Consider the following 22,564-nt stretch of genomic DNA (forward strand, 5'->3'; position numbering starts at 1 on the left):
CTCATCCACCCTTGCCAGCCGCATCCCGCTCGGCCACATGGCCCCGCATGGACGCTGCCTACAACCCGCCCACCGACCCGCTGAAGATCCTCCACGACGACCACGAGATGGTCTTCGTCGACAAGCCCGCAGGCCTCCTCTCGGTCCCCGGCAAGGGCGAGCACCTGGCCGACTGCCTGATCGAGCGGGTCCGCAAGGTCTTTCCGACGGTGCTGCTGGTGCACCGGCTCGACCGGGACACCTCGGGCGTGATGGTCTTCGCGCTCACGCCCCTCGCCCAGCGCCACCTGGGCTGGCAGTTCGAGGAGCGGAAGGCGAAGAAGACCTACCTCGCCCGCCTATGGGGCGAGATGGCGGAACGGGACGGGGTCGTGGACCTGCCCCTGATGGTCGACTGGCCCAACCGCCCCAAGCAGATGGTCCACCCGGACGGCCGCCCCGCCGTCACCCGGTGGAAGGCGCTCAAGCGCGGCGGCAACGAGACGCGCGTGCGGCTCTTCCCCGAGACGGGCCGCTCGCACCAGCTTCGCGTCCACATGGCCGCGCTCGGCCACCCGATCCTGGGCGACCCCTTCTACGCCGAAGGTCCGGCGCGCGACGACCACGCGCGCCTCATGCTCCACGCCGAAAGCCTTCAGGTCCGCCACCCCGACGGAGGACGGACCTTCAAGGTGACCTCGCTGGTCCCGTTCTAGTTGATGAGGCCCGCGTGGCGCATCGCCGCGCGGATCGCGTCCTTCACCCGATCGGTCGGCGGCAGGAGCGGCGAGCGCACCTCCTCCGAGCACATCTCCAGGACCGAGAGCGCGTATTTCGCGCCCGCGACGCCCGGCTCCAGGAAGATCGCCTCGTGCAGCGGCATCAGCCGGTCATGCAGCTCCAGCGCCGCCGCGTAGTCCCCGCGCAGCGTCGCCTCCTGGAACTCGGCGCAGAGCCGGGGCGCGACGTTCGCCGTCACCGAGATGCAGCCCCGTCCGCCATGGGCGTTGAAGCCCAGCGCCGTCGCGTCCTCGCCTGACAGTTGCACGAAGTCCGCCCCGCAGGCGATGCGCTGCTTGGGCACCCGGCTCAGGTCCCCGGTGGCGTCCTTGACCCCGATGATCGCGGGCAGCTTCGCCAGCTCCCCCATCGTGGCGGGGATCATGTCCACCACCGACCGGCCGGGGATGTTGTAGATCACGATGGGCAGGCCCACCTCGGCCACGGCGCGGAAATGCGCGATCATCCCGGCCTGCGTGGGCTTGTTGTAGTAGGGCGTGACCACCAGCGCCGCGTCGGCTCCGGCCGTCTTGGCGGCCTCCACCAGCCGCACCGCCTCGATGGTGCTGTTCGAGCCTGCGCCCGCGATTACCGGCACCCGGCCTGCGGCCAGCCGCACCACCTCGGCCACGACGAAGTCGTGCTCCTCGTGGCTCAGGGTCGGGCTCTCGCCCGTGGTCCCCACCGGCACCAGCCCATGCGAGCCCTCGGCGATCTGCCATTCTACCAGCCGCTTGAGCGCATCCAGGTCCAGCTTGCCATCGCGGAAGGGGGTGACGAGGGCGGGAAGCGAGCCCTGGAACATTTCGGCGGTCCTTTCCGTTGATCCACCATGCGATCCGGGGGCCGTGGCCCCGGCATCACGGCGCGGGAACCCCTAGACGGTTTTCCGCCGACTGCCAAGTTAGTGACTTGCCCGTTGCATCCCTGCCTGCAACCCTAAGGTGGAATTCCCTCGAATCCACTTTCCGGCAGCAGGCGCCCCCATGCGATTCTCGGAACGTCCGGCCTCGGCCGCCCGCCGCCTTGCGGCGTCCCTTTTGGCCGTCCTGGTCGCGACAGCCCCCGCCTGGGCCGAGCCCACGTCGCTGGTCGCGCTGCGTGACGCCATGCGTGAGGTCCGGCAGGGCGACTGGGAAAGCGCCTTCGCGGCCGCCGAGAAGGGCGGCCCCGTGGTGGAGTCACTGGTGGACTGGCAGGCGCTGCGCGACGACGGCGGCGAGTTCCGCGAGTACGCCCGCTTCCTCGCCGCCCATCCCGACTGGCCCGACCTCGACGACCTGCGCGCCAGCGGCGAGACCTCGATCCCTGTCGGCGCCACCCCGGCGGATGTGCTGGCCTATTTCGGTGACGCCCTGCCCCAGACGGGCCGCGGCGCCGTGGCGCTGGCCAGCGCGCTCATTGCCGAGGGCCGCGAGGGCGAGGCCCGCCGCGTGGTCGAGCGGGTCTGGCTCACCCAGCCCCTCAACGACGCGGGCACGGTCACGCTGGCGCAGGCCTTTCCCGACTGGCTCGCGCCCCTCCACGCCCGGCGCGCCGACGCGATGCTCTGGCGCTGGCGCACCTCCGACGCCCAGCGGATGCTGCCCTACCTGTCCCCGGCCCGGCAGACCCTCGTGCGCGCCCGGATCGCGCTCATCCGGGGCGGCGGCGCGGACGCGCTGATCGACGACCTGCCCGCGGCGCTGAAGGCCGATCCCGGTCTGGCCTACGACCGCTATAACCACCTGGCAGAGGACGGCGACTACTCCGAAGCGCTGGAGATCCTGCGCGCCCGCACCGGCTCGGCCGCCGACCTGGGCGAGCCCTATCGCTGGGCCGCCTGGCGCGCGCAGATCGCCCGCTGGCTTATGCGCGAGGGGCGCCCCGCCGAGGCCTACGAGATCGCGACCCGCCACCGGCTCACGGAGCACAGCGAGGCCTACGCCGACCTCGAATGGCTCGCGGGCTATCTGGCGCTGCGCCAACTCGACCGGCCGGAAACGGCGCTCCTCCATTTCCGCGCTTCCCAGAAGTCCGTCTCCGGTCCCATCTCGCTGTCCCGCGCCCTCTACTGGCAGGGCCGCGCACTCGAGGCGCTGGGCCGCGACGGCGAGGCGCACGAGGCCTATGCCGAGGCCGGTCGGAACCAGACCGCCTTCTACGGCCTCCTCGCCGCCGAAAAGGCCAGCCTTCCCCTCGACCCCCGCCTGACGGGGCAGGAGGACTTCGGCGACTGGCGTCGCTCGCCCGCGATGGCGGCGCCCCTGCCGCAGGCGATGCTCCTCCTCCTCGCCGCCGGCGAGCGGCAGGACGCGCTGCGCTTCGCGCTCCAGATCGCGCGGACGGCAGACCGCCCGGCCATAGGCCAGCTCGCCCAACTCCTCGAAGAAATGCACGAGCCCTACATTGCCGTCCTCGTCGGCAAGGCCGCCGTGGAGCGGGGCATTGTCGTCCCCACCGCCTATTTCCCGATCCACCCGATGGCGCGCCAGGACTGGCCAGTCGAAGCCGACCTCGCGCTGTCCATCGCGCGGCGGGAATCCGAGTTCAACGCGGGCGTCTCCTCGCCGGTCGGCGCGCAGGGCCTGATGCAGCTCATGCCCGGCACCGCGCGCGAGGTGGCGGGCCAACTGGGCCTGCCCTATTCCCAGGCCCGCCTGACCGACTGGGAGTACAACGCCGCGCTGGGCACCCGCTACCTCGCCACGCTGGAGGAGATGTTCGGCACCTCGCCGGTCCTGATCGCGGCCGGCTACAACGCGGGCCCTGGCCGTCCGCGCCAATGGATGGGCCGCCGGGGCGACATTCGCGACGACGGCGTGGACGTGGTCGACTGGATCGAGCACATCCCCTTCGCGGAAACCCGCACCTACGTCATGCGCGTCTCCGAATCGATCCCGGTCTACCGCGCGCGCCTGACAGGCGAGACCAACGGCCCCGTCCGCTTCACCGCGCTCCTCAAGGGCGAGCCGCCCTTCATCCGCCCCGAGTCGCGGCCGCGCCTCGTGGACGCGACCACCCTCGTGCCCGTGGAGCGGCTCTCCACCTCCTCCGCGCCCCCGGCCATCGCCGCCGCTGCGGCGGCCGAGGTCGCCAAGGCCCCGCTGCGCCCCGTCGCGCGTCCCGAGGGCTGACGCGCCCCTCGTTCCCGTGCCAGTCTGGCGCGGGGCAGGGAGGGGACGGCATGACGGCAGGCACCTGGGTCGCCGCGCTGGACGGCGGCGGCACCAAGACGGCGGTGGCGCTTGCCGACCGCCGGGGCGAGGTCCTGCGGCGGCCCTCCGGTGCTGGCTGCAACCCGCAGGACGGCTCCGGCTGGGACGGGGTCCTGCGCACCGCCGTGACGGACGCCCTCGACGCTCCGGGAGGGCTCGCGGCCATGATGCTGGGCCTGCCTGGCCATGGCGAGGTCCCCGCCCATGACGCCGCCACGCTCGCGCTTCTGCGCGACCTTCTCCCTGTCCCCTTCGAGCCCGTGAACGACGTGGCCCTTGCCCATCTCGGGGCCTTCGGCGGCGGCTTCGGCGTTCTCGTCCTGTCGGGCACCGGTTCCATGGCCTGGGCGCGGGGTCCCGCGGGCGAGGTGCGGGTGGGCGGCTGGGGCGACCTCCTGGGCGACGAGGGCAGCGCCCATGCCATTGGCCGCGCGGCTCTGACGGCGGCCGCCCGCGCCCTCGACGGCCGCCTCCCGCAGGCCCGCCCCTTCGCCGACGCGCTCCTGCCGGGGCTGGGGTCCGAGGCCACGGGCCCCTTCGCGCCCCTGACCTGGCTCATGGCGCAGGAAGCCGGCCCTCGCCCCGCCCTGGCCGGGGTGGCGCGGCAGGTGGATGCCCTCGCGCAGCAGGGGGACGAGACGGCGGCGGCGATCCTGGAGGAGGCGGGCGACGACCTCGCCTGGGCCGCCCGTACGGCCGCGCAGAGGGCGGGGTTGCCCGGACCTTCGCCCTGGGTCCCTGCCGGAGGCGTGTTCCAAAGTCGGGCGGTCCTGGCCGCCGTGACGGATCGGCTCGGCCCCCCGTCTGATCCGCAGCTCTCCGTGCTGGGCGGCGGCCTTCTCCGCGCGGCGCGGCTCGCGGGCTGGAACCCCGATGCCGCCTGGGCCGCCCGAATCGAGACCGCGCTCCGCTAGGGCTCGACCCCGAGCAACGTGATCCAGGTCCCGCCATAGCTCCGCCGGTCCAGCAGCGCGGTGCCGGGCAGGGGCATCTGGGGCTCGGCTTCTTCCCAGACCACCACCGCGCCGGGCGTGAGCCAGCCGCCCGCCAGCGCCGCGCCCAGCGCGAGCTGTCCCATCCCCCTGCCATAGGGCGGATCGAGGAACGCCAGCGAGAACGCCTCGCCCGCGTGGGGCGGCAGCCGGGTCGCGTCCACGGCCAGCAGCCGCGCCTGCCCCTCGCGCCGCATGAGCCGCAGGTTCTCGCGGATGAGCTTCTGGCCCACGCGCCCCTGCTCGACCAGCACCGCCTCGGCCGCGCCGCGCGACAGCGCCTCCAGCGCCAGCGCGCCTGTCCCGGCGAAGAGATCGAGCACCCGCGCCCCTTCCACCGGGTCCCCGAAGCGCCCGCCCCCGAGCAGGTTGAAGATCGCCTCGCGCACCCGGTCGCTCGTCGGCCGAAGATGCGCCCCGGCATCCCCCGCGCCGACCTCGGCGAGCTTCAGCCCCCGGTTCGCGCCCCCGACGATCCTCACGAACCGGGTCTCACGAGGCTTTCAGGAGCGCCTTGAGGTCCGTGGCCGGGTCGATGACCACCTCGGGTTTGGGGGACTTGCCCCCCTCGATCAGCCGCTTGCCGATCATATAGGCGCGGCTGTCGTTCATGGCGTCCACCGCGACCAGCCTCTCGCCGCAGTAGTACCAGTGCGACAGCCCCTCGCCGACCTGCCGGACGAAGACCCGGTCGTACCCGGTATTGAGTCCGGCGATCTGCAGTTTGGTGTCGTACTGGTCCGACCAGAACCAGGGCTGCGGAACATACGGCTGCTCCGCCCCCATGATGTTGCGCGCCACCGTCTCGGCCTGGTCGATGGCGTTGCCCACCGATTCCAGCCGGATGCGCCCCTCGCCATGGGGCAGCGAGGCGCAGTCGCCCGCTGCCCAGACATGGGGCACCGAGGTCCGGCCGTATTCGTCCGTCTTGACCCCGTTCTCCACCGCGATGCCCGCGCTCTCCGCGAGCTTGGTGTTGGGCACGATCCCCACCCCCACCAGCACGAGGTCCACCGGGATCTCCTCGCCCTTGGACAGCACCGCCGCCCGCACATGGCCCCGCTCGTCGCCCAGAAGGCGCTCCAGCCCCACGCCCTCGCGGATAGCCACGCCCATCTCGGTGTGGATGCGGCGGAAGTAGTCCGCGGTCTCGGGCGCGGCGACCCGTTGCAGGATGCGCGGCGCCATCTCGATCAGCGTGACCGACAGGCCCCGCTTGGCGCAGACCGCCGCCGCCTCCAGCCCGATATAGCCGCCGCCCACCACCAGTACGCGCTTGCCCTCGGCCAGCTCGGGCGCCAGCCGGTCGGCGTCGCGGATGTCGCGCATGACCAGCACGCCGTCGAGGCTCCCCCCGATCGCGGCCGGCAGGCGGCGCGGGGTCGATCCCGTGGTCAGCACCAGCTCGTCATAGGGCACCTCGCCCCCGGTCTGCAGGATGACCACCCGCCGCCCGGTGTCCACGGCCGCGACCTCGGCGCCCAGCCGCAGGTCGATGCCGTGCTCGGCATAGAACGACTCGGGTCGCAGGTAGAGCCGCTCGCGCTCCAGCTCGCCAAGCAGGTAGTCCTTGGACAGGGGCGGGCGCTGGTAGGGCGGGTGCGGCTCGTCGCCGATCAGGGTGATCTGGCCCTCGAAGCCGTCGCCCCGCAGCCGCGCCACCAGCGCCAGCCCGGCCTGACCGGCCCCCACCACGACGACATGGGTCATGCTCCGCCCCTCCCGCTTGACGGCGCGCAGCCTATCTCCCCTTGCTGCACGCGCAATCGCAAAAGAGGTGACGCAGATGGCGGTCAAGGCAGGCGAGCGGATGCCCGAGGGCAATCTCCTTCGCATGGGCGAGAACGGGGTCGAAACGGTGCCGAGTGCCGGCCTGTTCAGCGGTCGCCGCGTGGTGGTGTTCGGGCTGCCCGGCGCCTTCACCGGCACCTGCTCGACGGCGCATGTGCCCTCCTACATGCGGGTCATGCCCTCGCTCCTGGCGCGCGGCGTGGACGAGGTGGTCTGCGTCGCGGCCAACGACCCCTGGGTGATGAAGGCCTGGGGCGAGCAGACCGGGGCGACTCCGGCCGGCATCACGCTGCTGGCCGACCCGGCGGGCGAGTGGATCGAGGCGCTGGGCACCGCCTTCGACGCGCCGCAGGTGGGCTTCCACCGTCGCTCCCGCCGCTTCTCGGCGCTGGTCGTGGACGGGGTGGTCGAGCTCTGGCACGAGGAGGCAGGCCCCGGCGTCTGCGAGGCCACCGCCGGCGAGGCGATGCTGGCGGCCATGGGGTGAGGCGGATTGGGAAACGGTCCGGTGGGCCGTTTCCCCGCCGAACGCCCGGCTCCCCGGCCGGGCGGCCACCTTGTCAGCCGCCCTTCGTCGTCCCCGCGTGCCGCTCCTGGCACAGGCACCGGATCTCCTCCGCCTGGTCCCGCTGCACCTCGGCATCCCCCGCATACTTGTCGATCACCGCCGCCATGTCGGTGTCGAGCTTCGTGAGCCCGCCCGCGTCATGTGTGGTCAGCCGCAGGTCCACCACGTTGTAGACGTTGCGCCAGTCCGGGTGGTGGTTGCGCTTCTCCGCGAGCAGCGCCACGCGGCTCAGGAAGGCCCAAGCCTGCGAGAAGTTGCGGAACTTCCAGATCTTGCGGAGGGCGTCCTGCTCGGGGTCCGCCCCCCAGCCCGCCGCGCCCAGCGCGGGCAGCAGGGCGTCGCGTTCCTCGGGGGTCAGCTTCTCAGGCATGGGTCGTCGTCCGTTCGGCCAGCAGCCGGTCGTCCGTCTCGGACGCCTTGAGATGGGCGGGCCGGTCCTTGATCCGGTCCCAGTAGGCCGTGAAGGCGGGCTCCGAGGGCAGGGTCCCGAAGCGCAGCCCCCACCCGATCTGCGACCCCAGGTAGACGTCCACGACCGAGAAGCGCTCGTCGCAGAAATAGGTCCGCCCCTCCAGGTGCCCGGCCAGCGCCGCCACCACGTCCTCCAGGCAGCCGTAGCCCACCATGCCCCGCCGCTCGGGCGGGACCTCGACCTTCAGGGCCGTGTTGGTCACGGCGTATTCCAGCGGCCCCGCCCCGAAGAACATCCAGCGGAAAAAGCCCGCCCGGTCCTGCGGCATCGGCCCCGCCTGCGGAAAGGCCTCGGCCATGTAGCTCAGGATCGCGGGGACCTCGGTCACCACCGTGCCGTCGTGCACGAGCGCCGGGACCTTGCCCATCGGGTTGATGGCCCGGTACTCGGGTGCCTTCATCGCGGGGCCGAAGTCGAGGATGCGGGCCTCGTAGGGCTCGCCTACCTCCTCCATCATCCAGCGGGCCATGCGACCGCGCGACATCGGGTTGGTGTAGAGCGTGAGCGCCATGGGCCGACTCCTGTTGCGGACGCAGGCACTCTACCCACCCTTCCGCCTGCGTCAGCCCCCCGCGCGCCCGGGCCCGACCGACTGGCGGCGGTCTGCGCGCCCCCGGCCGCGATCCCCCATCGCGGCGTCTCAGTCCTGCTCCTCGTGGACCTCGCGCCGGAAGGGGCCTAGCGAGGTCAGCACCTCGATCTCCTCGTCCACGCTCGCCCGTTCCCGCTCCAGGTAGTCGGCGATGGCGTCGCGGAACCGCTCGTCCCCGATCCAGTGGAGCGAATGGCACATCACCGGCTTGTAGCCGCGCGCGATCTTGTGCTCGCCCTGCGCCCCGGCTTCGACGCGGGTCAGGCCATGAGCCAGCGCCCAGTCGATGGCCTGATAGTAGCACAGCTCGAAATGCATGAAGGGGATGTGCTCGGTCGCGCCCCAGTAGCGGCCGAAGAGCGTGTCGCGCCCCACGAAGTTCCAGGCCCCCGCGACGGGGTGCCCTTGGCGCTCTGCAAGAATCAGGAGGCAGTCGTCGGTCAGCCGCTCGGCCGCGAGCTCGAAGAAGGCGCGGGGGAGATACGGCTGCCCCCACTTCCGCGCGCCCGTGTCCTGGTAGAAGCGCCACATCGCGTCCCAGTGGCGTTTCTCGATGGCCTTGCCCGTCAGCGCGACGATCTCGCCTCCGAAGCCCTGCGCCTCCTCCCGCTCGCGCCGGATGGTCTTGCGCTTGCGGGACGACAGCGCCGAAAGGAAGCCCGCGAAATTGCGGTAGCCCCCGTCCTCCCAGTGGTACTGCTGCGACGCGCGGGACAGGAGCCCCATGGCCTCCCCGGCCTCGGCCTCCTCGGCGTCGCAGAAGGTGACATGGACCGAGGACAGGTCGTTGTCGCTCGCGATCTTCACCGCCGCCTGGACCAGCGCCGCGCGTCCCATGTCCTCGTGCCCGGGCCGGCAGAGGAAGCGCCGCCCCGTGACGGGCGTGAAGGGCACGGCCATCTGGAGCTTGGGATAGTAGCGCCCGCCCGCCCGCTCCCAGGCGTTGGCCCAGGACCAGTCGAAGATGTATTCGCCGTGGCTGTGGCTCTTGGCGTAGAGCGGCGCCACTGCGATGGTCTGCCCGCCCATCTGCACGGACAGGTGCCGCGGCTGCCAGCCCGACCGGCCGCCCACGCTGCGGCTGTCCTCCAGCGCCTTGAGGAAGCGGTGCGTGGTGAACGGGTCGCGGGGCCGTCCGCCCCCGACCGCCTCGGGTGCGGCGCAGGCATCCCAAGTCGCGGCCGGGATCTCGTCGATGCGGTCGTGGACGCTCACCTCCAGGGTCGTCACGCCAGATAGCCTTCGAAGGTGACGTTGTCGGCGATGCGGCGCCCCTGCCGCTCCTCCTCGGGCGAGCGGATCGTCCAGCAGAGCAACGCCGCCCCCGCCGCCTTCAACTCCGCCACCCGCGGGCGCCACAGGTCGCGCCAGTCATGGCTGACGAAGCAGGCGCAGGCCTCCTCGTAGTCCGGGATCTCCCGAAGCCGCGCGCAGGCCGCCTCGGTCAGGCCCGGCCATGCGCCCGCCTCGAAGGCGTCGGTCGTGAGCCCGCGCGGCACGTCCGGCGCGAGGTCCCGCAGCGCCATCACCGAATGGGGGTTGAAGGACATGAGCGCCACCGGCCCCTCGTAGCCCTTCAGCGTCCGCGCGGTCGCCTCCTCCAGCACGCCTTCCACCGGCCCCAGCACGCCGGTCTGGTCCTTGACCTCCACGAGCAGCGGCACCCGGCCCGCGACCAGCGCCAGCAGCTCGGCGAAGGTCGGGATGCCCTCGTCGCTGCCCTTCAGCCGCAGCCGGCCCAGGTCCGCCGCCGTCCGCTCGGCCACGAGCCCCGTCTCCCCCGTGAGGCGCATCAGCGCCTCGTCATGGAAGACCATCGCCACCCCGTCGGCCGAAAGCTGGAGGTCGCATTCGATCCCGTAGCCCGCCTCCACGGCGGCGCGGATCGCCGCGCGGCCGTTCTCGGGCCGCCCCAGGGCGCGGTCGTGCAGCGCCCGGTGCGCGATGGGCCGGTCGAGGAAGGCCGAGGGCAGGCTCATCGCAGCAGGACCACGGCCTCGACCTCCACGGCCGCGCCCAGGGGAAGCGCCGTGACGCCCACCGCCGAGCGCGCGTGCCGCCCCCGGTCGCCCAGCACCTCGACCATGAGCTCCGAGGCGCCGTTGACCACCTTGGGCTGGTCGAAGAAGCCGGGCGCGCTCGCCACGAACCCCGTGAGCTTCACCACCCGCAGGAGCCGCCCCCAGTCGCCCTCGCAGGCGGCCTTCACCTGCGCCAGGACGTGCAGGCCGCAGGCCCGCGCCGCCCGCGCGCCCGCCTCGGCGTCGAGGTCCTGGCCCAGCGTGCCGCGGATCACGCCCGTGCCGTCGCGCGCGATCTGCCCCGACATGTGCAGGAGGTCCCCCGCCCGCACGAAGGGCACATAGGCCGCCAGCGGCGCCGCGGGCTCGGGCAGCTCCAGCCCCAGGGCGCGCAGCCGCTCCTCGATGTCGTCCATGAATCGGTCCCCTCGGCCCTTGTCCGGGCGGCAAGCTAGCCCGGGGCCGGGGGGCCGTCCATCACGTCCGCGCCATCAGGTCTCGCGGAAGGCCTTGGCGAAGTAGTCGGTCAGCGGCTTGGTCAGGAAGGAGATCGGCGTGCGCTCGCCCGTGCGGATGAAGGCCTCGACCGGCATCCCCGGGATCAGCGCCATGCCCTCGGGCAGCTTGGTGGCCTCGCCCTCCAGCAGCTCGATGTCCGCGCGGTAGAAGGACAGCCCCGACTGCTCGTTCTGGAAGGCGTCCGCCGAGACCTGCACAACCCGGCCCTTCAGCTCGGGCGTCATCCGCTGGTCGAAGGCCGACAGCCGCAGGGTCACCTCCTGGCCCACATGGACCTGGTCCACGTGGATGGGCTCCACCTGCGAGGAGATGACCAGCGGCCTGTCCTGCGGCACGATGTGCAAAACCGGGTCCGCCGGCCGAATGACCGAGCGCGGCGCGAAGACCTGCATCCCGTAGATCACCCCCCCGACCGGCGCGCGGATGTCGAGCCGGTCGAGCCGCAGCAGCAGCGCCTCGCGCTTCTCCGCCAACTCGATCTCGTTGAACCCGAGATCGCGCAGGGCCGACGACGCCTCCTCGCGCCGCTGCGACTGGATGCGCAGGCGCTGGATCTCCAGCTCGGTGCTGCGCCCCTCGGCCTGCGCCACGGCGGCCGCCAGCTCGCCCTGCCGGCCCAGGAGGTCGGCCTGCCCGCGCTCCAGCTCCAGAACCCGCGCCTGCTGCGCGAGCCCGCGCGCCAGAAGCGTCTGCTGGTCCGCCAACTCCCGCTCGATCAGCTCGAGCTGCCGGCCGATCGCCTCCTGCTGCGCCTTGATGCCGATGATCTGGTCGGCGATCTGGTCCTGCTGGCGCGACAGCTGCTCCATCTCGCGCTCGGCCGTCTCCAGCCGCTGGCGGAACAGCCGCTCCGATCCCGCCATCATCTCGGCGGCCAGCGGGTTGTCCATCCCCGTCAGCATCGGGTCGAACTCGAGCGCGGGAAGCTCCGCCTCCTCGGCCTCCAGCCGCGCCTTGCGCGCCAGCACCTCCATGAGCTGCCCCTCGACCACCGCGAGGTCGCCCCGGAGCTGCTCGGCGTCGAGCCGGATCAGCAGGTCGCCCTGCTCGACCCGCGCGCCTTCCTTCACCAGGATCTCGGCCACCACGCCGCCGTCGGGGTGCTGCACCACTTGGCGGTTCTGGGCCACCTCGACCCGTCCATGGGCGATCACCGCGCCCATGATGTGGGTCGTCGCGCCCCAGGCGCCGAAGCCCCCCACCAGGAGCCCCACGCAGAGCGCCCCGGTCAGCAGGGGCGAGCGCGCCGACCAGCGCTGATCCACCGGATGGGTCACGTCACACCTCCCGTCTGGCCCTGCGTCGCGATCTGGCGATGGTTCGCGACCATCTCGCGCAGGACCTCCTCCTTGGGCCCGAAGGCCCGCCTGGCACCGCCCTCGATCATCAGGAGCATGTCGCACTCCTGGATCGCCGCCGGCCGGTGCGCCATGATGAGCACCGCCGCGCCCTTCTCCTTCAGGTTCTTGATGGCGAGGTTCAGCGCCACCGACCCGTCGTTGTCGAGGTTCGAGTTCGGCTCGTCCAGCACCACGACCACCGGGTCGCCATACAGAGCCCGGGCGAGCCCGATGCGCTGGATCTGCCCGCCCGACAGCCGCCCGCCGTTGGCGGTGACGCGGGTGTCATAGCCGTCGGGCAGCTTCAGGATCATCTCGTGCGCCGCCGCCATCTTGGCCGCGCGCACCACCTCGGCGTCGTCCGGGTTGGGCGACAGTCGGGCGATGTTGTCCTTGATGGTGCCGTCGAACAGCGTGACCCGCTGCGGCAGGTAGCCCACGTAGCGGCCCAGCACGTCCGGGTCGTACTGGTCGAGCGCCGCGCCATCCAGCCGGATCTTGCCGGCGGCGACGCGCCAGACCCCGGTGATCGCGCGCGCCAGCGTCGATTTGCCGGACCCCGAGGTCCCGATCACGCCCACGGCCTGCCCGGGCTCGACCCGGAAGGACATCATGCGCAGCGTGGCCTGCTGCTCGCCGGGCGGGATCACCGTGACCTGCTCCAGTTCCAGCTTCGCCTTGGGGCGGGGCAGGGCGGTGCGCTTCTGCTCCTCGGGGACCTCGCCCAGCAGGACCGCCAGGTTCTTCCAGCCCTCGCGGCCGCGCTGGATGACCGCCCATTGCCCCACGATCTGCTCGATGGGCGCCAGCGCCCGGCCCAGCAGGATCGAGCTCGCGATCATGGCGCCGCCCGTGGCCACGCCCTTCAGCACCAGATAGGCGCCCAGGCCCAGCATGGCCGACTGCAGGAACATCCGCAGCGTCTTGATGAGCGCCGAAAAGGTCCCGCCCGCGTCCTGCGCGGCGATGGTCGTTTCCAGCGACCGGCCGCGGGCCTGCTGCCAGCGGGCGAAAGCCGCGTCGCGCATCCCCAGCGACTGGATGGTCTCGCTCTCGTGCCGGACCTGCTGGCCCATGGACTCGGCGGCGATGGCTGTGTGGGCGGCGACTTCCAGGGGCCGCTTGGTGGCGAGCTGGTTGGACACCGCCAGCACCACCAGCAGGATGGCCCCGCCGATGGCGAGATAGCCCAGCCAGGGATGCAGCAGGAAGATGCCCGCGAAGAAGATGGGCGCGAAGGGGATGTCGTAGAACGACATGAACGCGGGCGAGGTCCAGGACTTCTGCACGCTTTCTAGGTCGCGCAGGCCCGACTGCGCCTCGCGCTGGGCCCGCGCCGCCTGGGGCGCGCGCATCGCCGCCGAGAACACCCGCCGGTCGAGCCGCGCCTGGAAGCGCGCGCCCACCCGCTGCATCACGCGGCCGCGGACGAAGTCCAGCAGGCCCATGCAGCCGTAAAGGAACAGCACCAGCACCGACAGCGCGACCAGCGTCTCGACCGAGCGCGATCCCAGCACGCGGTCATAGACGTTCATCATGTAGAGCGGCCCCGTGAGCATCAGCATGTTCACGAAGAAGCTGAAGATCGCGACCGACCCGAAGAGCCATCGGCTCTCGGCCCGCGCCGCCCGCAGTTCGGCCGCGCCCCGCGCGGCTGCGTCTTCCTTGGCCATGGTCCCCTCAACCAACGTGCCGCGGGCCGATCCGCCCCCGGCGGCAATCGTGAACACCCCGGGGGGTTCCGCCCGCTCCCTGTGTCGCTATACCAGAGATCGCCTTTGCCGTAACCCCGGACGCATCATGTCAAGCCTTCCTCACAGTCTCGTGCTCCTGCTGGCCGCGGGGGCCCTCGCGGGGTGCTCGGTCGCGCCGCCGGGGGCCGAGGTCCACGACCCCTACGAAGGGCTCAACCGGCGGGTGCACGCGGTCAACAAGGCCGCCGATCGCGTCGCGCTTCGCCCCCTGGGCCGCCTCGCCGCGCAGGCGCCCGAGGTCGTGACCCAGCCGGTGGTCAACTTCTCCGACAACGCGGGCCTGCCGGGGACGGTGGTCAACAATCTCCTTCAGGGGGATGTCGAGGGCGCCGCGCGCAACTCGCTGCGCTTCGTCGTCAACACCACCGTGGGCGTCCTGGGCCTCGCGGACCCGGCCGGGGCCATCGGCCTTCAGGAGGTCGAGACCGACTTCGGCGCCACGCTCGCCCGCTGGGGCGCCCCGGAGGGCGCCTACCTGGAGCTTCCGGGCTTCGGCCCCTCGACCGAGCGGGACGCCGCCGGGCGCGTGGTGGACATCCTCCTCGACCCGCTCGACGGATTGGGCGAGGTGCCCGACCCCGTGCGCGACCTGTCCTTCCCCGCCAAGGTGGCGGAGCAGGTGGTGGAACGCGGCCAGCTCGGGTCCACCTTCGACGAGATCCTCTACGAGAGCGCCGACAGCTACGCCCAGGCGCGGCTGATCTACCTCCAGAACCGCCGGTTCGAGCTGGGGCAGGCCCCCGCCGCCACCGACGAGGACTACTACTTCGACCCCTACGCGGAGACCGCCGAATGACCCTGACCCGCCGCGCCCTCCTGGGGGCCGGGGCCGCCCTGGCCCTCTGGCCCGCCGCCGCCCGCGCCCAGGACGTGGCCGCCGCCCGCGCCCTCGTCGACCGGCTGGTGGCCGAGGTGAACGCCGTGATCGCCTCGGGCGTGCCCGAGGACCGGATGATCGCGCAGTTCGCCCAGATCTTCCAGGCCTACGCCGACGCCCCCACCATCGCGCGCTACTCGCTCGGCGCCGACGCCCGCGCCGCGAGCCCCGACCAGCTCGCCCGCTACACGCAGGCCTTCTCCAACTACGTCGCCGAGAAGTACGGCCGCCGCTTCCGCGAGTTCGTGGGCGGCGAGATCGTGGTGGAGGACGCCCGCGCCGTCCCCAACGGCATCGAGGTGACGACCACCGCGATCTTCCGCAACCAGGCCCCCTTCCGCGCCGACTTCTGGGTGTCCGAGGCGACGGGGCAGCCGAAGTTCTTCAACCTCATCATCGAGGGCGTGAACATGCTCCTCTCCGAGCGGACCGAGGTGCAGGCCCTGCTCGACCAACGCGGCGGCGACATCGACCGGCTTATCGCGGACCTGTCGGCCATGTGACGCGCCCGGCCCGCTTGGTCCTTCGCGCGCCCCGCGCCATAAGGCCTCCGGAACCCCGACCGGAGGCCTTTGCCATGCCCGCCCGCCTCGCTTTCGCGCTTCTCCTCGCCCCCTCGCTCGCCGTCGCGCTGCCTTGGGACGGCACCTACCGCCTGTCCTCCGAGTCCGACTGCGCGGCCGGCGCCGGCCTCCTGCGCATCGAGGACAACGTCCTGCACGGCCTCGAATCCACCTGCCGCATGACCGAGCCCGTGGACGTGCTCGACTTGGGCGCCACGCTCTACGTCATGGCCTGCGAGGGCGAGGGCCAGGAATGGACCGAGCGCGCCATGCTCATGCGCGCGGCCGAAGGCGACGCCATCTTCCTGATGTGGCGCGGCTACGCCTTCCGCTACGAAAGCTGCGCGGCCCCCGAAGAGGCCGCCCCCGAAGAGGCCGCTCCCGCCGACTAGGGCCTACTGCGCCCCCAAGATCGACAGCAGCGCGTCCAGCACAGGGTCGCTCTCGGCCTGCGGCTGGGCCGCTGCCGCCTGCGGGGCCCCGAAGGCTTCGGCCAGCGCGGCGTCCGTCGCGGGGTCGCCCGTCGACCGGAACGGCTCGCCCGAGCCGTCGGCCAGCACGCCGTTCGGGTCCACGAAGCTCGTGCCCCCACCCGCGGGCGGCGCCATCGGCAGGGGCTTCGGCACCTCGCCTGCCAGCACCCGCGTCATGGTCTCGCGCCAGATGTCGGCCGGCAGCCCGCCGCCCGTGACCCCCGACAGCGGCGTGTTGTCGTCGTAGCCCATCCACACGCCGGTCACGTAGTCGGCCGAGAAGCCGATGAACCAGGCGTCGCGCGCGGCCTGCGTGGTGCCGGTCTTGCCCGCGACCTCCCAGCCGGGGACGCGCGCCCGGCTCCCCGTGCCGTCCTCGGTCACGCGCCACATCATCCAGGTCAGCTCCCGCGCCGCCGTCTCCTGGATCACCCGCTCGCGGATGCCGCCACCCGCGCCCATGACGGGCTCCAGCTCCCCCTGCAGCGTCACGTCGATCAGCCCGTAGGGCACCACCGCCGAGCCGCCGTTCAGGATGCCCGCATAGGCCCCCGTCATCTCCAGCAGCGTCGATTCCGACGCCCCCAGCGCCAGCGCCGGTCCCGCCGCCAGGTCCCGGCCGATGCCGAAGCCCTGGGCGACGTTGCGGACGTTCTCGCGCCCGACCTGCTCGGACAGGCGCACGGCGGGGATGTTGCGGCTCTCGGCCAGGGCCTGGGTCAGGGTGATGCGGCCCTTGAAGGTGTCGTCGTAGTTGTCCGGGCACCAGTCGCCCGACCCCACGATCGACAGGCAGAGCGGCGTGTCGTCCACGAGGTCCATCGGGTGCAGCCCCAGGTCCAGCGCCGCGGCATAGATGAAGGGCTTGAAGCTCGACCCCGTCTGCCGCAGCGCCTGGGTGGCGCGGTTGAACTGCCCCGCGCCCGACTGCCGCCCGCCCACCATGGCGCGCACGGCGCCGTCGGCGCTCATCACCACGATCGCCGCCTCGGCCTTGCTGCCCGCGCGCACCTGCGTCTCGAAGACATGGGACAGCGCCTCCTGCGCCGCCGCCTGGATGCGCGGGTCGAGCGTGGTGCGGATCGTCACGTCCTCGGTGGTGTCGCGGGTGAAGAATTCGGGGCCCGACTCCATCACCCAATCCGCAAAGGCCCCGCCCATGCGCGCGGACGCCGTCTGCGACAGCCGCGCCGGGTTCTCCAGCGCCTCCGCCCGCTGCGCCTCGTCCAGGTAGCCCTGGTCGGCCATCAGCCCCACGACCACCGCCGCCCGGTCTCGCGCGCGCTGGAGGTTGCCCGTCGGCGCATAGGCCGAGGGCGCCTTCAGCAGCCCCGCCAGCATTGCGGCCTCGGCGGGCTTCACCTCGCGCGCCGAGACGCCGAAGTAGCGCTGCGCCGCCGCCTCGAAGCCGCGCGTGCCCGCGCCCAGATAGGCCCGGTTGAGGTAGATCGTCAGGATCTCCTCCTTGGAATAGCGCAGCTCCATCGCCATCGCGTAGACGGCCTCCTGCACCTTCCGCGCGATGGTGGAGCGGCGGCAGTCGGCCTCGTAGTCGGCCTCGCTTTCCCATTCGTCGCGCCGGAACGGCCGCCCCAGGCACAAAAGCTTCGCGGTCTGCTGGCTGATGGTCGAGCCGCCGTTGCCCGACAGGGGCCCGCGCCCTTCGCTCAGGTTGATGCGGACGGCGCTGGCGATCCCCTGCGGGTCCACGCCCGGATGCCACCAGAACCGCCGGTCCTCGGTGGCGATGACGGCATGGACGAGATGCGGCGACACCTCCCCCGCCGTGACCATGCCGCCGAACTGGTCGCCGCGCCAGGCGAAGGGCTCGCCCGAGCGGTCGAGCAGCGTCACCGAGCCGCGCGCCCGCCCATCCACCAGCGTCTCGACGCCCGGAAGCCGCGAGGCCTGCCAGGCCACCGCCGCGCCCAGCAGCAGCGTCGCCACGACCCCCGCGCGCCAAACGACCGACCAGATCGCGTGCAGGACGATTCGGACCAGCCCCACGAGCCAGCCCAGCGGCCCGCGCCGGCGGCGGGCTTTGGGCGCCGCCGCCCGCCGCTTGGGCGCGGCGGCGCGCGGCGGCGCCTTGGCGGCCTTGGCCGACCCGCCGCCATAGCGCCGATCCGCCACCAGCGGCGGCTTGCCCGATCCTTGTCTGCCCATGCGCCTCCGGCCGCCCGCGTCGGCCGCCCTCGTTTTGAGGGCGCACCATAACCCAGCCCTGCGCCACTGTCGAAGGGGCGGAAACGACTCACGCCGACGTGACCTTTCACCGAACGCACGAATAATGTGCAATGCGCACATTTTGTGCGTTCGCCCGGCCGATAGTGGCGAGCGTCGGGTTCGACGGGCCCCGCGCTTTCTTGCCCCGCAGGCCGCTCCCGCGCCTTGGTCATCCCGAGCGGAGATCCGAAGGGGGACCAGGGACGTGAAACTCATCATCGCGACCATCAAGCCGTTCAAGCTCGAGGAGGTGCGCGAGGCGCTGACCGCCGTGGGCGTGCGCGGGATGATGGTGACCGAGATCAAGGGCTTCGGCGCGCAGTCGGGCCATACCGAGATCTACCGGGGCGCCGAATACGCCGTGGCCTTCGTGCCGAAGGTCAAGCTCGAGATCGTGGTGCCGGACGTCCTCGTGGACCAGGTCACCACGACGATCGCGCGCACGGCCCGCACCGACAAGATCGGCGACGGCAAGATCTTCGTGGTCGACGTGGAGGCGGCCCTCCGCGTCCGCACGGGCGAGCTCAACGAGGACGCCCTCTGAGGGGCATGGGGTCAGGGAACACCGGACAATGACGACACTTACCAGACTATCCGGCCTCGCGGCCCTGGGCACGGCACTGGCCGCCCTGCCCGCGATGGCGCAGGAGGCGGCCGAGGGCGTGGCCTCCGCCACCAGCGACGCCGCGGCCCTGGCGCCCTACACCTACGAGATGGCGGTCGACAAAGGCGACGTGGCCTGGATGACCATCTCCACGGTGCTGGTGCTCCTGATGACGGTACCGGGCCTCGCCCTGTTCTACGGCGGCCTCGTCCGCACCAAGAACATGCTGTCGATGCTGACGCAGGTCTTCGCGATCACCTCGGTGGTGGCGATCATCTGGGTGACCTACGGCTATTCGCTCGCCTTCACCGACGGCGGCTCGCTCAACAGCTTCGTCGGCGGCTTCAGCAAGGCGTTCCTGGCTGGCGTCGATCCCACGACGATGGTGGCGACCTTCTCGAACGGCATCTACCTGCCGGAATACACCTTCATCGCCTTCCAGATGACCTTCGCCTGCATCACACCGGCCCTGATCGTCGGCGCCTTCGCGGAACGCATCAAGTTCTCCTCCCTCCTCGTCTTCACCATCCTCTGGGTGACCTTCATCTACTTCCCCGTGGCCCACATGGTCTGGTGGTGGGGCGGCCCGGACTTCCTGGCCGAGCAGGAAACCCTGCGCCGCATCGCCGAAGCCGCCGGTGACACCGCGGGTGTCGAGGCCGCCTCCGCCGCGCTGGCCGCCAACGGGCTCATCTGGAACTGGGGCGCGCTCGACTTCGCGGGCGGCACCGTGGTCCACATCAACGCCGGCATCGCGGGTCTCGTGGGCTGCATCGTCCTGGGCCGTCGCGTCGGCTACGGCCGCGAGAACTTCGCCCCCCACTCGCTCACCATGACCATGATCGGCGGCGCCCTCCTGTGGGTCGGCTGGTTCGGCTTCAACGCCGGCTCCAACCTCGAAGCCAACTCGATCACCTCGCTCGCCGTCGTGAACACCTTCGTCGCGGCCGCTGCGGGCGGCGTGGCCTGGCTCTTCGCGGAATGGAGCCTCAAGGGCCATCCCTCGCTCCTGGGCCTCGTCTCGGGCGTGGTCTCGGGCCTCGTGGCGGTGACGCCGGCCGCGGGCTTCGCCGGCCCCATGGGCTCGATCGTCCTGGGCCTCGTCGCCGGCGTGGGCTGCTTCTGGTTCGTGGCCTACATGAAGGCGGCCATGCGCCTCGACGACAGCCTCGACGTCTTCGGCATCCACTGCCTGGGCGGCATCATCGGCGCGCTGGCGACCGGCATCCTCGTGAACCCCGCCCTGGGCGGCGCCGGGATCCCCGACTACCTGAGCCAGCCCGGCACGCTCCAGGTCGGCGCCTACGACTTCGGCTTCCAGATCATGGCCCAGCTCAAGGCGGTCCTCCTGACGCTCGCCTGGTCCGGCATCGGCTCCTTCATCCTCTTCAAGGTCGTGGACATGGTGATGGGCCTGCGCGTGACCGAGGACGTGGAGCGCGAGGGCCTCGACCTCGCCGAGCACGGCGAGCCCGCCTACAACATGTGATTCCGGCCCGGGACGGAGCCTCCCTCCGCGCCCAGGACCGGACCGGCGGCCCGCGCGTCTCCTCCCGCGCGGGCCGTTTCGTGCCGGTGGACACGAAAAAGGGGCCCCGCGGGGCCCCTTCATCCGCTCGGAGAGGGGAGGACGCCTTACAGCCCCGCTTCCACCATCGCCTTGGCCAGCACCGGTACGGTCCGGGCATTGAGCCCCGCCACGTTGATCCGGCTGTCGCCCACCATGTAGATCCCATGGTCGCGCCGCATGGCCTCCACCTGCTCCGGGGTGGCCCCCAGCCGCGAGAACATGCCCTTGTGCCGGGTCAGGAAGTCGAAGCGGTCCGAATTCGTCAGCCGCCGCAGCTCCGCCGCAAGGCTCTCGCGCAGCCCCAGCATCCCGGCCCGGATCTCCTCCAGTTCCGCCTCCCAGTCGGCGCGAAGGTCGGCGTCGCCCAGGACCGTCGACACGACCCGCGCCCCGTGATCCGGCGGGAAGGAATAGTTCTGCCGGTTCAGATACGCGAGGTTCACCTGCGCCAGCTTGGCCGTCGCCTCGTCCCGTGCCACCGCCATCAGCAGCCCGGCGCGCTCCCGGTAGATGCCGAAGTTCTTGGAGCACGAGACCGCGATCAGGCACTCGCCCCCGCCCGCGATCATCCGCGTCGCCGCCGCGTCCAGCTCCAGCGAATCACCGAAGCCCAGATAGGCGAGGTCGATGAAGGGCAGGGCGCCCTTCTCGCGCAGCAGGTCCGCGAGGCGGCTCCACGTCGCGGGCTCCGGGTCCGCGCCGGTCGGGTTGTGGCAGCAGCCGTGCAGCAGCACCGCGTCCCCGGACGTCACGCCCTGCAGGTCGGCCAGCATCCCCTCGGCGTCCACCGCCAGGGTGGACCCGTCGAAGTAGCGGTAGCCCTTCACCGTCATCCCGAGGTGCTTGAGGATCGACAGGTGGTTGGGCCAGGTCGGCTCGGGCACCCAGACGGTGGCCTCGGGCCTCATCATGCGGATCAGCTCGAACCCCTGCCGCACCGCCCCCGTGCCGCCGGGCGTCGCCACGGCGGCGACGTTGGCGCGGGGCACGGACGGCCCCAGAACCAGCGGCACCAGCGCGTCGGCAAAGGCCGGGTCGCCCGCCAGCGCCGTGTAGGTCTTGGTGGTCTCCTCGTCCCAGATGCGCTTCTCGGCGGCGCGCACGGCGCGCATGACCGGGGTGCGCCCCTCGGCGTCCTTGTAGACGCCCACGCCCAGGTCGATCTTGCCCTCGCGCGGGTCGGCGCGGAACGCCGCCATGAGGCTCAGGATCTTGTCCGCGGGCTGGTCCTTCAACTGGTCGAGCATGGAATCTCCTCAGGGTCCTGTGGCCACCGGGCGCAGGGGATCGGCCCCCCACTCGGCCCAGGAGCCGTCATAGATGGCGGCGCTGCGCCCGAGCCGCTCGAGCGCCAGCGCCAGGATCGCGGCCGTGACGCCCGATCCGCAGGTGGCGATGACAGGCCGCGCGGGGTCCACCCCCTCGGCGATCAGCGCCGCGCGAAGACCGTCCTCGTCCTTCATCGTGCCGTCCGGGTTCAGCACCTCGCCGAAGGGAACGTTCAGCGCTCCCGGCATGTGCCCGGCCCGAAGCCCCGCCCGGGGCTCCGGCGCCTCGCCCCGGAATCGCGCCCGCGCCCGGGCGTCCAGCACCTGCGCCTCGCCCGTCTCCAGCGCGCGCTCCACGGCGTCCGCATCCACGACGCGGGCCGCCTCGGGCGCGGGCGTCAGCGGCGCGGCCTCGGGCGCGGCGCCGGCCTCGCCCGTCTCCAACGCCTGCCCCTCGGCCCGCCACTTCGGGAGGCCCCCGTCCAGTACCGCGACCCGCTCATGCCCCATGAGCCGGAAGGTCCACCACGCGCGCGGCGCCGAGAAGAGCCCCGCCGCGTCATAGGTAACGACCTGCGTGCCCGGCCCGATGCCTAGGTCCCACGCCGCCTTGGCGAAGACCTCGGCCGAAGGCGCCATGTGGGGCAGGGCGCTTTCGGTATCCGCGACCGCCTCGATGTCGAATCGCCGCGCGCCGGGGATGCGCCCTGCGCCGAACTCGGCCTCGGCATCCCGGCCCGATCCGGGCAGGTGCCACGAGGCATCGAGAATCACGAGGTCCGGCCCGCCCAGCCTTTGGGCCAGCCATTCGGTGGAAACGAGGGTCCGGGGATCGTCGGGCATGGCGCGCTCCGTAAGGGCAGGGGCCTTCGGGCGCAAGCGGGTGACGCGCGCGCCAGCCTGTCAAGGTGTTGCGCGCACCGGGGGAGGACCGTTCGGTGCTGTCAGGATCTGTTAACGCGTTTCGGCGACGCTGGC

General features: G+C 72.1%; 22 protein-coding genes. 9 read left to right on the forward strand and 13 right to left on the reverse strand.

Features of this window, described 5'->3' with window-relative positions:
* Positions 1 to 47 precede the first annotated feature (47 nt).
* Positions 48 to 695 carry an RluA family pseudouridine synthase gene (locus FHG71_RS10385; protein ID WP_139081588.1) on the forward strand — a complete coding sequence of 216 codons (648 nt, stop codon included), beginning with the start codon at positions 48 to 50 and terminating at the stop codon, positions 693 to 695.
* Here FHG71_RS10385 and dapA read toward each other — a convergent pair.
* Entirely contained in the window at positions 692 to 1,564 is an 873-nt protein-coding gene (gene dapA / locus FHG71_RS10390) for a 4-hydroxy-tetrahydrodipicolinate synthase (RefSeq protein WP_139081589.1), read from the reverse strand. The genes FHG71_RS10385 and dapA overlap by 4 nt on opposite strands.
* A 181-nt stretch (positions 1,565 to 1,745) precedes the next feature.
* Here dapA and FHG71_RS10395 point away from each other — a divergent pair, with 181 nt between their 5' ends.
* Both FHG71_RS10395 and FHG71_RS10400 read left to right on the forward strand, forming a co-directional pair.
* Entirely contained in the window at positions 1,746 to 3,875 is a 2,130-nt protein-coding gene (locus FHG71_RS10395) for a lytic transglycosylase domain-containing protein (RefSeq protein WP_139081591.1), read from the forward strand.
* Between the two features lie 50 nt (positions 3,876 to 3,925).
* A complete protein-coding gene (locus FHG71_RS10400; RefSeq protein ID WP_139081592.1) occupies positions 3,926 to 4,870 on the forward strand; it encodes a BadF/BadG/BcrA/BcrD ATPase family protein in 945 nt (314 codons plus the stop codon).
* Here the strand turns inward: FHG71_RS10400 and FHG71_RS10405 are convergent.
* Both FHG71_RS10405 and FHG71_RS10410 read right to left on the reverse strand, forming a co-directional pair.
* Positions 4,867 to 5,430: an RsmD family RNA methyltransferase gene (locus FHG71_RS10405; RefSeq protein WP_139081593.1), complete on the reverse strand. Its 564-nt coding sequence runs from the start codon at positions 5,428 to 5,430 to the stop codon at positions 4,867 to 4,869. The two genes, FHG71_RS10400 and FHG71_RS10405, sit on opposite strands and share 4 nt — an antisense overlap.
* A 10-nt stretch (positions 5,431 to 5,440) precedes the next feature.
* Positions 5,441 to 6,658 carry an NAD(P)/FAD-dependent oxidoreductase gene (locus tag FHG71_RS10410; RefSeq protein WP_139081595.1) on the reverse strand — a complete coding sequence of 406 codons (1,218 nt, stop codon included), beginning with the start codon at positions 6,656 to 6,658 and terminating at the stop codon, positions 5,441 to 5,443.
* Positions 6,659 to 6,734: 76 nt separating this feature from the next.
* Here FHG71_RS10410 and FHG71_RS10415 point away from each other — a divergent pair, with 76 nt between their 5' ends.
* Positions 6,735 to 7,226 carry a peroxiredoxin gene (locus FHG71_RS10415; RefSeq protein WP_139081597.1) on the forward strand — a complete coding sequence of 164 codons (492 nt, stop codon included), beginning with the start codon at positions 6,735 to 6,737 and terminating at the stop codon, positions 7,224 to 7,226.
* 73 nt (positions 7,227 to 7,299) lie between these two features.
* Here the strand turns inward: FHG71_RS10415 and FHG71_RS10420 are convergent, their stop codons facing one another.
* The 7 genes from FHG71_RS10420 to FHG71_RS10450 form a co-directional block, all read right to left on the reverse strand.
* Positions 7,300 to 7,677: a 4a-hydroxytetrahydrobiopterin dehydratase gene (locus tag FHG71_RS10420; RefSeq protein ID WP_139081599.1), complete on the reverse strand. Its 378-nt coding sequence runs from the start codon at positions 7,675 to 7,677 to the stop codon at positions 7,300 to 7,302.
* Positions 7,670 to 8,290, reverse strand: coding sequence for a glutathione S-transferase family protein (locus FHG71_RS10425; RefSeq protein WP_139081601.1), 621 nt, complete (start codon positions 8,288 to 8,290; stop codon positions 7,670 to 7,672). Before FHG71_RS10425 ends, FHG71_RS10420 begins: the two co-directional genes overlap by 8 nt.
* Positions 8,291 to 8,419: 129 nt before the next feature.
* The gene (locus FHG71_RS10430) at positions 8,420 to 9,601 is read right to left on the reverse strand and encodes a GNAT family N-acetyltransferase (protein WP_139081603.1); all 1,182 of its coding nucleotides are present in this window, start codon (positions 9,599 to 9,601) and stop codon (positions 8,420 to 8,422) included.
* Positions 9,598 to 10,350 (reverse strand): glycerophosphodiester phosphodiesterase family protein, encoded by a 753-nt coding sequence (locus tag FHG71_RS10435; protein ID WP_139081605.1) that lies wholly within the window; start codon positions 10,348 to 10,350, stop codon positions 9,598 to 9,600. The genes FHG71_RS10430 and FHG71_RS10435 overlap by 4 nt, the downstream gene beginning before the upstream one ends.
* Positions 10,347 to 10,808: a RidA family protein gene (locus tag FHG71_RS10440; RefSeq protein WP_139081607.1), complete on the reverse strand. Its 462-nt coding sequence runs from the start codon at positions 10,806 to 10,808 to the stop codon at positions 10,347 to 10,349. The genes FHG71_RS10435 and FHG71_RS10440 overlap by 4 nt, the downstream gene beginning before the upstream one ends.
* Positions 10,809 to 10,883: 75 nt before the next feature.
* Entirely contained in the window at positions 10,884 to 12,188 is a 1,305-nt protein-coding gene (locus FHG71_RS10445) for an HlyD family type I secretion periplasmic adaptor subunit (protein ID WP_139081609.1), read from the reverse strand.
* Complete coding sequence (locus tag FHG71_RS10450) at positions 12,185 to 13,924, reverse strand: type I secretion system permease/ATPase (protein WP_139081611.1); 1,740 nt, start codon at positions 13,922 to 13,924, stop codon at positions 12,185 to 12,187. The genes FHG71_RS10445 and FHG71_RS10450 overlap by 4 nt, the downstream gene beginning before the upstream one ends.
* A 127-nt stretch (positions 13,925 to 14,051) precedes the next feature.
* Here FHG71_RS10450 and FHG71_RS10455 point away from each other — a divergent pair, with 127 nt between their 5' ends.
* The 3 genes from FHG71_RS10455 to FHG71_RS10465 all read left to right on the forward strand — a co-directional run bounded on the left by FHG71_RS10455 (position 14,052) and on the right by FHG71_RS10465 (position 15,837).
* Positions 14,052 to 14,801 carry an MlaA family lipoprotein gene (locus FHG71_RS10455; RefSeq protein ID WP_139081613.1) on the forward strand — a complete coding sequence of 250 codons (750 nt, stop codon included), beginning with the start codon at positions 14,052 to 14,054 and terminating at the stop codon, positions 14,799 to 14,801.
* Positions 14,798 to 15,385, forward strand: coding sequence for an MlaC/ttg2D family ABC transporter substrate-binding protein (locus FHG71_RS10460; protein WP_139081615.1), 588 nt, complete (start codon positions 14,798 to 14,800; stop codon positions 15,383 to 15,385). The genes FHG71_RS10455 and FHG71_RS10460 overlap by 4 nt, the downstream gene beginning before the upstream one ends.
* Positions 15,386 to 15,459: 74 nt before the next feature.
* Entirely contained in the window at positions 15,460 to 15,837 is a 378-nt protein-coding gene (locus FHG71_RS10465) for a hypothetical protein (RefSeq protein ID WP_139081617.1), read from the forward strand.
* A 3-nt stretch (positions 15,838 to 15,840) separates the two neighbouring features.
* Here the strand turns inward: FHG71_RS10465 and FHG71_RS10470 are convergent, their stop codons facing one another.
* Positions 15,841 to 18,084 carry a transglycosylase domain-containing protein gene (locus FHG71_RS10470; RefSeq protein WP_139081619.1) on the reverse strand — a complete coding sequence of 748 codons (2,244 nt, stop codon included), beginning with the start codon at positions 18,082 to 18,084 and terminating at the stop codon, positions 15,841 to 15,843.
* Between the two features lie 265 nt (positions 18,085 to 18,349).
* On the opposite strand from FHG71_RS10470, the gene FHG71_RS10475 reads away from it, so the two are divergent.
* Entirely contained in the window at positions 18,350 to 18,688 is a 339-nt protein-coding gene (locus tag FHG71_RS10475) for a P-II family nitrogen regulator (protein ID WP_139081621.1), read from the forward strand.
* A gap of 28 nt (positions 18,689 to 18,716) precedes the next feature.
* A complete protein-coding gene (locus tag FHG71_RS10480; RefSeq protein ID WP_139081623.1) occupies positions 18,717 to 20,237 on the forward strand; it encodes an ammonium transporter in 1,521 nt (506 codons plus the stop codon).
* A 146-nt stretch (positions 20,238 to 20,383) separates the two neighbouring features.
* On the opposite strand, the gene FHG71_RS10485 is transcribed toward FHG71_RS10480, so the two are convergent.
* Both FHG71_RS10485 and sseA read right to left on the reverse strand, forming a co-directional pair.
* A complete protein-coding gene (locus FHG71_RS10485; RefSeq protein WP_139081624.1) occupies positions 20,384 to 21,565 on the reverse strand; it encodes an amino acid aminotransferase in 1,182 nt (393 codons plus the stop codon).
* A gap of 9 nt (positions 21,566 to 21,574) precedes the next feature.
* Complete coding sequence (sseA, locus tag FHG71_RS10490; protein ID WP_139081626.1) at positions 21,575 to 22,429, reverse strand: 3-mercaptopyruvate sulfurtransferase; 855 nt, start codon at positions 22,427 to 22,429, stop codon at positions 21,575 to 21,577.
* Positions 22,430 to 22,564: the final 135 nt, after the last annotated feature.

Origin of the sequence: Rubellimicrobium roseum (genome assembly GCF_006152145.1) — a bacterium.
GTDB lineage: Bacteria > Pseudomonadota > Alphaproteobacteria > Rhodobacterales > Rhodobacteraceae > Rubellimicrobium > Rubellimicrobium roseum.